Annotated in this window: 10 protein-coding genes and 2 riboswitches; of the genes, 9 read left to right on the forward strand and 1 reads right to left on the reverse strand. The window is 58.8% G+C overall.

The window, feature by feature from the left end:
* Positions 1 to 397 precede the first annotated feature (397 nt).
* Positions 398 to 483: riboswitch (Fluoride riboswitch) on the forward strand.
* Positions 484 to 781: 298 nt separating this feature from the next.
* The 9 genes from OX89_RS05930 (at position 782) to OX89_RS05965 (ending at position 10472) form a co-directional block, all read left to right on the forward strand.
* On the forward strand, positions 782 to 2374 hold the full coding sequence (locus OX89_RS05930) for a hypothetical protein (protein WP_052952248.1): 1593 nt from the start codon (positions 782 to 784) through the stop codon (positions 2372 to 2374).
* Entirely contained in the window at positions 2371 to 3951 is a 1581-nt protein-coding gene (locus tag OX89_RS05935; RefSeq protein WP_047349935.1) for a hypothetical protein, read from the forward strand. The genes OX89_RS05930 and OX89_RS05935 overlap by 4 nt, the downstream gene beginning before the upstream one ends.
* A 44-nt stretch (positions 3952 to 3995) precedes the next feature.
* On the forward strand, positions 3996 to 4874 hold the full coding sequence (locus OX89_RS18510; protein ID WP_157128554.1) for a prenyltransferase/squalene oxidase repeat-containing protein: 879 nt from the start codon (positions 3996 to 3998) through the stop codon (positions 4872 to 4874).
* Between the two features lie 4 nt (positions 4875 to 4878).
* The gene (locus OX89_RS05945; RefSeq protein ID WP_198173346.1) at positions 4879 to 5757 is read left to right on the forward strand and encodes an ion transporter; all 879 of its coding nucleotides are present in this window, start codon (positions 4879 to 4881) and stop codon (positions 5755 to 5757) included.
* 24 nt (positions 5758 to 5781) lie between these two features.
* A riboswitch (Fluoride riboswitch) is annotated at positions 5782 to 5852 on the forward strand.
* Between the two features lie 395 nt (positions 5853 to 6247).
* The gene (locus OX89_RS18100) at positions 6248 to 6652 is read left to right on the forward strand and encodes a hypothetical protein (protein ID WP_084002023.1); all 405 of its coding nucleotides are present in this window, start codon (positions 6248 to 6250) and stop codon (positions 6650 to 6652) included.
* Positions 6649 to 7038, forward strand: a complete 390-nt coding sequence (crcB, locus tag OX89_RS05950; protein ID WP_047349937.1) for a fluoride efflux transporter CrcB — start codon at positions 6649 to 6651, stop codon at positions 7036 to 7038. The genes OX89_RS18100 and crcB overlap by 4 nt, the downstream gene beginning before the upstream one ends.
* A gap of 12 nt (positions 7039 to 7050) precedes the next feature.
* Positions 7051 to 7374 carry a DUF190 domain-containing protein gene (locus OX89_RS05955; RefSeq protein ID WP_047349938.1) on the forward strand — a complete coding sequence of 108 codons (324 nt, stop codon included), beginning with the start codon at positions 7051 to 7053 and terminating at the stop codon, positions 7372 to 7374.
* A 24-nt stretch (positions 7375 to 7398) separates the two neighbouring features.
* On the forward strand, positions 7399 to 8016 hold the full coding sequence (locus OX89_RS05960) for a histidine phosphatase family protein (RefSeq protein ID WP_047349939.1): 618 nt from the start codon (positions 7399 to 7401) through the stop codon (positions 8014 to 8016).
* A gap of 137 nt (positions 8017 to 8153) precedes the next feature.
* Positions 8154 to 10472: an HAD-IC family P-type ATPase gene (locus OX89_RS05965; RefSeq protein ID WP_047349940.1), complete on the forward strand. Its 2319-nt coding sequence runs from the start codon at positions 8154 to 8156 to the stop codon at positions 10470 to 10472.
* Positions 10473 to 10615: 143 nt separating this feature from the next.
* Here OX89_RS05965 and OX89_RS05970 read toward each other — a convergent pair.
* Positions 10616 to 11456, reverse strand: an 841-nt coding sequence (locus tag OX89_RS05970) for a 2,3-diphosphoglycerate-dependent phosphoglycerate mutase (protein WP_157497348.1), incomplete at its 5' end; no start/stop codon positions are given.

The following is an 11456-nucleotide window of genomic DNA, read 5'->3' on the forward strand; positions in this document are numbered from 1 at the left end:
GCTTTTCGTACCGTCACTTATTGCACTGAAAACGAGGAGACCCCTATTCGCAGGTGTGTTCCTGGCCGTCGGCCTTGCAACCGCATACCGCCTTCGGCGAGTGCGTATGGAGATGGCGCAATGAGTATTCTTCGTGATGTTGCCAAGGAACTACTCGGAATGTTCCTCGCGGACGCGCGACTCACTACGGCAACGCTAGTGCTTGTCGCACTCGTGTCTGCTCTTGTCCTCGCCGTGAAAATTGAGCCGCTTTGGGGAGGATTTCTGCTCTTCTTGGGCTGTCTAGCAATCCTTGTCAGTGCAGCCTTTCGCGAGGCAAAACAACGCGGTTTTCGATGACTCCCGCAGACGAAAATTAGTCAACGCTTGATCTATCAGATAGGCGCGATTGCTATACTGTATGCGTGGAGATGGCATACCTCCACCCCAGAAGTAGAGCTGGGAAAACCGCACTTTCAAAGTGCTGATGATGCCTACAGGTCCTGATCGAGGACGCTGTGGGCTGTCGTCCACCGCGCTCGCCGATCTGTTTGTACCCCACTCCCAGGTCGCGTAGATGCGTATAGAAGAATTTCTCTCCGCACATCGAACCGGAGCCCAACCCTCCGGTGTTTGGCTTGTGCGCGCTGGTGCGAGGATGCACTCGGTCAGGCCAGCGTGGTCGCCATACGTGATCAAGTCTTGGTTTCGCGCCATGACCGGCTGGAGACAGAATAAATCCGACTCCCACCCCTGCAGCGCCATGCGGCGCGTCAACATGCTATGGGAATAGAAAGCAGCTATGGAAACTCCACTCGCTGATACTCACCCCAAGAGCGTCCAGGCCAATCAGAGCCAAGCACGAGAGATTGCGTTCCAGAGCATCCTGGGCGAAGGCCCAAGCATCCACATTGCGCAGCAACCCGAGTGTTTTCACGACCTCGGGCTGGATCAGGTGGTGCAAGCCGTCGTGGTGCCCTGGAAGGAGTATGACCTCGCAGGGTTCTTCCATGCCAATCTCATGTCGGAGGATGCGATCGTCTTCCGGCAGGAAGTGATGCGCGACCTTGAACAATCGGACATCATGGCTGCCGTGCGCGGGTTCACCGAGCGGTTGCGCGTGATGCGCCAGCAATTGCCGCTGGCGACCAAGGCCTACGACCAGCACGAACGCAACCGCTGGCATCTGAATGCGGTGCAACGCTATGGAGAGGCCATCGTTGAACTCGATCGAGCACTGGCTCCGCTGGCACTCAATTCCCGAGGCTTGCAGCGCTGGCGCGAGTTCGTGCGGGCGTATGTCGAGTCCGCGCCCTTCAAGCGCCTCATGGAGCAGGCAGCGCAGTTGGTGCGGGACTTGGCGAGCATCACTTATGCGGTGACGATCTACGGCCCCAACGTCTCGGTTCGCAACTGTGCGGATGAGCCGGACTACACCGTGGAGATCGAGCGCACCTTCGCCAAATTCCGTCGCGGCGCAGTGAAGGACTACCGTATCCAACTGCCGGTCAAGGAGGGCCTCAACCACATCGAGGCGCAGGTACTCGACTGCGTCGCGCAACTGAACCCGCAGGTGTTCGGCGCGCTATCGGCGTTCCGGGCCGAGCATGATGTATTCATGGAGCCCCTGGTCGAGCGCATTGACCGCGAGATCCACTTCTACATCGGCTGGCTGGACTTCATCTCCCCGTTCCGCAAAGCAGGCATGGCGTTCTGCCATCCCTCCGTGTCGAATGCCACGAAGGACATCCAAGTATATGGCGCATTCGACCTGGCGCTAGGGCTGCGCTTGTTGAACCAGGAAAAAGCGATCGTCTGCAACGGCTTCGAGTTGCATGGCGCCGAGCGGATGATCGTCGTCACCGGCCCGAACCAGGGCGGCAAGACGACATTCGCGCGCATGTTCGGCCAGTTGCACTGGCTGGCAAGCCTCGGCTGCCCGGTGCCGGCCACCGGGCCGGCCCGGTTCTTCCTGTTCGATCGTCTGTTCTCGCACTTCGAGCGCGAAGAGGACATCCGTAACCTGCGCGGCAAGCTGCACGACGACCTGGTGCGCATGCATCGCATTCTGGAGCAGGCAACACAGAACTCCGTCGTGGTGATCAACGAGATTTTCTCCTCCACGACCTTGCAGGACGCACTGTTCCTCGGCCGTGAAATGCTGGAACGCCTGTCCCGGCTCGACGCCATCGCCGTATGCGTGACGTTCCTGGATGAGCTGACACGGTTTTCCCCCAAGGTGGTCAGCATGGTGGCGGCGCTCGATCCAACGGACCCGGCGGCGCGCAGCTTCAAGCTTGAGCGGCGGGCGGCCGATGGCCTGGCGCATGCGCTGGCGATTGCCGAGAAATACCACGTCACCGGCACCTGGTTGAAGGAGCGGATCGCGCCATGAAAGCCTTGCTGATGCACCCTGACCGGGACTTCGACGGCGAGCAGCCCGTTCCCGCGCATGCCCAGACCCTGGCCCAGGACCTCGAACTGTCCACGCTCTGGGACGCGATGGCGGGAGGAGACGCCTTCCTGCGCGACGTGGCGCGCAAGGCCATCTTGCTTTCAACCAACAACGACGCTGAGACCGTGCAGCATCGGCAGCAGGTGCTGGCGGATGCCATAGCGCATCCGCAGGAAGTGCGCGAACTCTACGCCCTTGCGGTTGAGGCGATCGAGGGTCGCAAGAAATACTGGTTCGGCGTGTTCATGAATTACCCCAGTGGCGTCTTACGCAGCGCCATCGGCCTGATGCAGTTTTTTACCGAGATGCTGCAAAAGCTGCGCGTATTTGCCGAACACAAGGGGAGAGACTTCAGCTCGCCGGGGTTCAGCGCGCTCTTCGAGATGCTGCGCACGGAGTTCGATGACAGCTACCTGGCCACGGTGCGCCAGCATCTGAAGACCCTGAAATTCGATGGCGGCGTGCTGATCAGCGCCTCGCTTGGGCACGGTGGAGAAGGCGTGGGCCATGTGCTGCGATTGCCCCCGGAGAAGCCGTCCTTGTGGGAGCGGCTGTTGCACCGGGGACCTGCGCAGTACGGCTTTCGGCTGCACGAGCGCGACGAGGCGGGCGCGCGGATGCTCGGCGAAATCGAGGATTGCGGTGTCAACCTCGTGGCCAATGCGCTGGGGCAGTCTTGCGACCATGTCCTGGGGTTCTTCCAGATGTTGCGCACGGAGCTGGCGTTCTATGTGGCCTGCCTCAATCTGCACGAGCAGTTAGGCCAAGCCCAGGCACCCTGGTGCATGCCTGCAATGGCGGATACAGGCGCGCTGCAATTGGCTTGCAACGATTTGAGGGACGCATGCCTGGCGCTCAAAATGGGGTCCGGCGTCGTGGGCAACACGGTGCAGGCCCAGGGCAAAGGGTTGATCGTCATCACGGGGGCCAACCAGGGCGGCAAGTCCAGTTTCCTGCGCGCTTGCGGCGTGGCGCAACTGATGATGCAGACCGGCATGTTTGTCTGCGCCCAAGCCTACGCGGGCGAACGCTGCAACGGCGTTTTCACGCACTACAAGCGCGAGGAGGATGCCTCGTTCAAGAGCGGAAAGCTCGATGAAGAGCTGTCCAGGTTGAACGATATTGCCGACGCCATCCAACCAGGATGCCTGTTCCTGTCCAACGAATCCTTTGCTTCAACCAACGAGCGGGAAGGCTCCGAAATCGCCTGGCAGACGGTGGAAGCGTTGCGCGATCGGCGGATCAGGGTGATGGCCGTCACGCACCTGTTCGACTTCGCGCACCGGCTCGCGGCGGACAACCGGGCCGATGCCTTGTTCCTGCGTGCGCAGCGGCGCGAGGACGGCTCCCGATCGTTCAAGCTGGAAGTGGGGGAGCCCTTGTCCACTAGCTTCGGCGAAGATCTATATGCACAGGTGTTTGGTGCCAATGCAGACCAGGCGAACGTGAAAGAAAAGCCCACAGGCGCAAGCGTAGCGCACGATGACAAAAGGCCGGTAACCGGAGCGCAGACGTGATATCGATCGATGCAAAACATCAAAGCTCTCCGGGAGGATATGTCATGCCCTTGGATTCACCATCGGCCTTTAATCTCGTACCGTCCATCGAGACACGCTTGAAATCCGCCGTCCACCTTGCGCGCAACTATATTCTGGAGCGGGCATCGCCAGGCGGCGGGTTTTGTTTCTACCGTGGCTATCACCTAGAGGAGCCGAATCTCTCCGATACCTGGCACAGTACGCGCGCGTGGACGCTGCTGACCAATGCACTGCTACCGGAGCGAGCAAAGCATATCGATTTCGTCCTTTCTCAAGGCATCGGATCGCAGCCTTTCGCGCTGTACCACAGGGTGCGCAGCTTGCAAGAGCTGCAAGCGGAGGACCCCGATGCTCCACGGGTACGCGAAGCCGTGGCGTCTTTACCACTGACGCTGCCACACGCGAGTGCTCCAACACTTCAAGCATCGCTGCATGCCTTGTTCTACAGCCTTTGGCTGAGGCAGCACTTTGGTCTTCCGATGGCCGGAGGGCATTCTTTGGGGCAGGAGTTGCAAGCTATGGAGAACGTCGAGGGCGGCTTTGGTCGCCCTTCCAACCTGCACGACACGGTCGAGGCGCTACGGGTGCTGGAAGTGTGCGGCTGCGGCGTGGAAGAGAAAACAGCGAACTTTGTAAGGCGCGTAGCGGTTGCCGGGTTTGGCTTCCGGCTAACGGAAACCTCCCTTTCGCCGTGCTTGGAAACCACATGCGCAGGAATAGCCTGCAGCATCAGCCTCGGTATTCCCATTGACTATGCACTCGACGCTATTGACTTCATCCTGGCGTGCCAGACTGGGCATGGAGGGTTTGCATTCCGCCCCGGCGGCCTACCTGATTTGGCGTGGACGCATCTAGCATTGGAAACGATCTACGACTGGTTAAACGCCCAAGCCGCTCCATGATGACATGACCATGCATTCTCATTCACCTGTTTCAGGCTCTAGCTCTATAAAGAATGGCTGGCGCCAACGTGGATTCAATCTGCTTTACCACCACAATACGCCAACAGCGCGAACGATTGATTTGAGCTTGGTCTGCCTCATAATCATCAGCGTGGTCGTGGTCATCTTGGATAGCGTGCAGAGCATCCATCGCACCTGGGCAGTAAGCTTTCGCCTTATCGAATGGGGCATTACGATAGCCTTCACGATTGAATATCTAATGCGCTTGGCCGTAGCCCCTAAACCCTGGCGCTATGCCTTCAGTTTCTGGGGAATTATCGATATCGCTGCGGTTCTTCCGACCTATTTATCCTTGTTCATCCCGGGTGCGCAAAGCCTGCTGGTGGTAAGGGCGTTACGCGTACCCCGCGTACTGCGCATCCTCAAGATGACGCGCTATGTCGATGAAAGCGGTGTCTTGCTACAGGCGCTCATGCGTAGCCGCCGCAAGATCGCGCTATTCCTGTTCATGGTGCTCACCTTTGCCATTGTCGCCGGCACGCTGTTGTATGTAGTGGAGGGGCCTAAGTATGGCTTCATAAATATCCCCACCAGTATGTACTGGGCGGTGGCTACGATGGCTACAGTTGGCTTTGGCGACATCGTGCCGCACACGATGCTTGGACGGCTTGTCACTTCAGCGTTGATACTGATTGGCTACAGCATCATCGCCATCCCGACGGGGGTATATACCGCTGAACTTACTCGTGGGATGCACCAAACCGACACCAAACATAGCGTCCCCGATAGCCGCATCTGCCAAAGCTGCGGACACATCGGCCACCCATTAGACGCGCGCTACTGTAGTCAATGCGGCCACAAACTGGGCGAGACAGGCAACTAGAAACCGCGCCGTAGTTCAGGTATAGTCCTCATAGGAGATGGCGTTCCTCCTCATAACCGCCACGCGTTCGCGTGGCTGATGACGCCTACAGACTTCTGACTACCGTCAGAGCTGTAGGCGTTCGCGCTCACATCCTCTGCCGTTGGTCAGCCCGATTGTTTCGAGCCTTACGACCAATGCACAGACTACCTTCTCTCGCACAGTTCGAGCCTCAACCCCCTCTCGGCGGATTGCTCGCATGCCTGCGTGCCGCAGCACTATGCGCTAGCCGCGTGCCCATCCCTGATCGCTCAGGGTCTAAGCCAACTTCTATCTCCTTTATGCGCCCATGCAGCCGCTCAACCAAGCGGGCCGGGTCGTCCACGCCAAGCGCTCGGTGTATCTGCCATCCCCGCTTATACCCATCGCTGAACGAGCATTATTCATCCTCATGGCTCAGTGCAGCTCTGGGTACGGATGAGTTGTCTCCCGCATCGAAGGAAACCGCTTAATGAGCACCAAAGACAAGCATCCCCTCGTAGCCCTTCGGCTGTACTTTCCGACCGGCACCACGGCCAAGGCAACACGCTTCTGGCATCACCTCAGCGCCCCCGCACTAGCGCACCATCTTCTGAAAGTTGCGCGAAAGGCCAACATCTTGCAAGCCATGCTGCACCATGTCGTTTCGGGCTATTTGCCAGGCGAAAAGCTATCGCATAGCCACCCTGAACTAACCGACATGCGGCATCCGCAATGCTTGGAACTGCTGGATACAGAGCAACACCTACTCGATTTCATGCAAGAGCATGCAGAGGAATTGAAGAAAGTACATGCGGTGATGTTTAAGTGCGAAATTCCGCTTGAGCACCAACACCACGCATCCACACATAGAGGCAGTAAAGGAAAGCTTCGATGAACGGGCTCTATGCCGTAATCGCAATCAGCGCGGGATCTGTCATCGGTGGCCTTACCCGCTACGGACTGAGCTTGGGGATGAACGCAATCTTCCCACCCATCCCGATGGGTACATTGGTGTGCAATCTGATCGCCGGGTATATCGTCGGCGTAGCCATAGCATTCTTTGCAGCATCACCCAACCTAGCCCCTCACTGGCGCCTTTTCATCATTACGGGCCTTGCCGGTGGCATTTCCACGTTCTCCACGTTCTCCGCCGAACTTTTGGCTCTATTGCGTGCAGGCAGCTTGAGCTTGGCTGCTGGAATGTTGGTCTTGCATTTGGGCGGTTCGCTCATTATGACCGCCTTGGGAATGACTACAGTTTCACTAACAAACCATTCGTGAACGGAGATTGCCATGCAAGGCTATCAACTGACGTTTTTCACCGGACAAGACAAGCACGTCGGCTCCAAACCCATAGGCCAATGGCTGCTGGAGTTCGCCCAGAAGCATGGGGCAATCGGAGGCACTCTTGTGGGCGCAGGCGAAGGGTTCGATCACCACGGCCGCTTCCATTCTGCCCATTTTTTTGAGTTGGCCGACCAGCCCTTGGCCGTTACCGTTTCCGTAGCCGAGGCCAACTATCAGCCACTAATGGATGCCTTGGCTCAGGAAGATATCAATCTGGCCTACGTCATGGTGCCTGTCGAATTTGGCCGAGTAGGCAAACAGGCTGTCTGACCAAGATTTACCTAAAGGGGTTCTATGACAACAAAACTCATCCTGACCCGGCACGGCCATGTGGACTGGATCGCGCCCGAGCGGTTTCGGGGCCGTGCCGACCTAGCGCTATCCAATCTTGGTGAACGGCAGGCCAAGATGCTTAGCGAGCGCATCGCTAGCAGTTGGAAGCCGGACATGATCTACACAAGCCCGCTGTCGCGCTGCGTGCATACCGGCGCGGCGATCTCTCAGGCCACGGGCGCTAGGGCGGAGCCGCTTGCCGACCTCATGGACACGGACTACGGCCAGTGGCAGGGACTCACACACGAGGAAGTGCGCTCTCGCTGGCCGTCCGAGTTCCATGACTGGTTTCACACACCCGAGCTGGCTGCGATTCCCAACGGGGAGACTCTGGCGGCCGTTTTAGTGCGCAGCGTTCATGTTCTCCAGTTTGTACTCAAGAAGCACGCAGACCAGACCATCGTACTGGTAGGGCATGACAGCACGAACCGAGTGATCCTAATGCATGCCCTCGGCCTGTCACTGTCGCGCTATTGGCGCATCAAGCAAGAGCCATGCTGCATCAACGAGATCGCCATTGACGATGGGGTTTTCACGATCCACCGGATCAATGAGACACATCACCTAGTGGGGGCGTGAACCTCTACGTCCTCTAGCGCAGTCAAGTGCAATGTGCATTGGGTTGTGTCTGTGTCATTCAAGGCTGGAGGAATGAAAGCGCAGGGCCTCGAACGAATGCCGGTGGCAACGCCGGTCAGTCCATAGGGAACGAACGCATGGAAAAAGAAGAACAGATGGATGCAGGTCTCACTGAAGAACAGGTTCATGCCGCCCGAGAAGAGTATGGCTACAACGAAATCGCGACGAAACGTCCGAGCTTGGTTCGTAGCATTCTTGGCCGCTTGTGGGGACCTATTCCCTGGCTCCTAGAGTTTGCACTGGCAATGGAGCTGGTCATTGGCAAGGTTCGCGAACCGGTCATGATCGCCTTGTGGCTGGTGTTCAGCGCCGTCGTAGGTGCCGTGCAGGAGCGGCGCTCGCAGCGCGTGCTGGATCTGCTGCGCAGCCGCCTGAGCGTCAACGCCAGCGCACGCCGAAACGGCGAGTGGCGCACCATCCCCGCACGGGAATTGGTGCCAGGGGACCTGATCCACCTCGGGCCCGGCGATCTGGTGGCCGCCGACGCCAGTGTCTCGAATGGAGCAGTAGAGGTCGATCAAGCGGCCTTGACGGGTGAGTCCGCTACCGTAACCCGCACCACAGGCGAAACTCTTTATTCAGCCTCAACCGTCAAAAGCGGCCAGGCCACCGCTCGGGTTACCGCGACCGGCACCGCCAGCTTCTTCGGACGCACAGCCGAGTTGGTGCAGTCGAAGACCGCCGGTGGGCACCTGGATCGGCTGCTGTATGCGGTCGTGCGCCATCTGGTTGCAATCGACGCAGTGCTAGCCGTGGCGCTGCTGGCCTTTGCGCTGTGGCGCGGAATCGACTTGCTCACGCTCGTTCCGTTCTTGCTGGTGCTGATCATCGCCACCGTCCCAGTGACGATGCCAGCCGCGTTCACCGTGGCCAACGCCGTTGAGGCACGGCTGCTGGCACGGCGCGGCGTACTCGTCACTGGCCTGTCCGCCGTTCAAGAAGCGGCGACGATGGATGTGCTGTGCATCGACAAGACCGGCACGCTGACCCAAAACCGGCAGGTCGTGACAGCAGTCATCCCTTTGCCCGAGCAAAGCGGACAGAACGAGGCCGATGTGCTGGCGCTGGCCGCCGCCACATGCAACCAAGCCTCGCAAGGGTCCGTCGAAAAGGCCATCTGGGAAGCCGCGCGCCAACAGCAGGCAGCTCCACTGGAATGTCTGCAGGCCACACCCTTTGAACCTGCCACCAAACATTCGGAAGCCTTGGTTCGGCACGGAGATCAAACCCTTCGTGTGGTGTTCGGCTCCCCTGCTGTGGTGCAAAACATGGCGGTGGCCTTCAAGGGGTTGACGCAACTGGTTGACGCCTTGGCATCCACCGGCGCACGTGTCATGGCGGTTGCGGCAGGCACATCCGACACGCTCACCATTCGCGGGCTGATCGCGATGGCTGACACGCTGCGCGATGACGCTCCAGCACTGGTGAAATCACTGCGTGCGCTCGGGGTGCGCGTTTTGATGGTCAGCGGCGACATGGAAGCGACGGCACGCACCATTGCACGGAAGGTCGGATTAGGCGAGCGCTTTGCCAGTTCCGTCCCGGACGCGGGCGATCCGCTCGACTACGACGGATTCGCACACTGTTTCCCGCAAGACAAGTTCCGCCTCATCCAGTCACTCCAACGCACCGGCCACGTCGTGGGTATGACGGGCGATGGCGTCAACGACGCACCGGCTCTCAAGCAAGCGGAAGTGGGCATCGCCGTGAGCGATGCCACCGATGTGGCCAAGGCGTGCGCGCAGGTGGTTCTGACGCATCCGGGCCTGCAGGACCTGGTGGCCGTCATCGAAAGCGGCCGGCGCGTCTATCGACGGATGCTCACGTGGACGATCACAAAGATCGCCAGGACGATCGAACTGGCGGCCCTGCTCGCCATCGGCTACATCGCGACGGGCTTCTTTGCGACGTCCTTGCCACTGATAGCGCTGCTGGTGGTGCTGAACGATGTCGTCACGATTACGCTCGCGACGGATCGTGCGTGGGTTTCGCCCGAGCCGGAGAAATGGAGCATCAGGCAAATTGGGCGCCTGGCGGCTATTTTTGCTATCGGCTGGGTTGTACTGGGTTTTGTGCTGCTATGGGTTACCAAGGATGTGCTGGCACTACCAGTCCCGGAAATCCAGATGGCGATCTTCGTCTTCCTGATCTATTCGGCGCAAACAACCATTTACCTCACGCGTGTGCGTGACCGCTGCTGGTCTTTCCGTCCCAGCCTTTATGTTGCACTTGCGACGGGGGGAAATGCAGTGATTGCCACCGTGGTCGCTGCGTTCGGCCTGATCGGCGCTGCACTTTCGCCAGCCGTCATTGCCGGCATCTTCGTTGCCGTATGTGCCACAACATTGCTTTTCGATGAAATCAAAGTCCGGTATCTGAATGGAATGAATGGATAACAGCACCCAAATTCCTCCCTGGCGAGCCTGGTCGCCGGCAGGTGCGGTCGATTCACTGGACTTTTGGGTCGCAGATTGAAAGAAACCACGCAACCCAACGCCGGCTGGTGCAGCATGGATTGGCGTCAACTGGCCATCCAGCCTCAAAGGATTTCGGAGGGTGTTCGACTCCCGGCATCGAACACCCTCTTGGATTTTGGTGCTAGCGTTTCATCGAAGCCATAAATAATCGGTGTGCCATTGGCTATTTCCACCTGAGAAAGTTTATCGTCATCGAGCTTCTCTACGAGACCAATCAACGCCCTCAAAGCGTTACCATGACCGACCAGCAGCACGCTGCGCCCTTGGCACAGAAGCGGTACTAGCTCTTCAACCCATACTTCACGCACCCGCTCCATGGTCTGCCGTAGGGACTCCCCCTGAAAAGCACGACCGACTGGGCATCCACGATAGCGCTCATCAAGAGCCACTAAGCTCTTCACACGATCGCCAACAGGTGGTGGCACGATATCAATGGAGCGTCGCCACTGCATAACTCGGGCTGCTCCAAATTCACACTCAGCGTCTCGCCGACTCAGCCCAGTGAGGCCGCCATAGTGGCGCTCATTGAGGCGCCAATCCAGCTTCTGGGGAATCCAGAACCGTTCCATTTCATCAAGTGCTATCCACAACGAGTACACACAGCGCTTTAGCACTGAGGCAAACGCGATATCCACCTCTATACCAGCCTCGCGCATCGCGCATGCAGCTTCACGCATCTGCGTGCGCCCGAGGCTAGTCAGATCCACATCCACCCAGCCGGTAAAGCGTTGTTCGCGATTCCACTCGGATTCGCCGTGGCGCAGCAGTATCAGATAGCCCGTCATATGTTGAACCGTGAAGCACTGCCGCGGCCCACGAAAAGCGTGTTGAAGGTAAGGATGATCAAGGCCATGGCATGCTTGTATGGATGCCTCCCGGCAATGAGTAGTAACCCGCATCGCT

Source organism: Diaphorobacter sp. J5-51 (genome assembly GCF_001023515.1).
Taxonomy (GTDB): Bacteria; Pseudomonadota; Gammaproteobacteria; order Burkholderiales; family Burkholderiaceae_C; genus Diaphorobacter; species Diaphorobacter nitroreducens.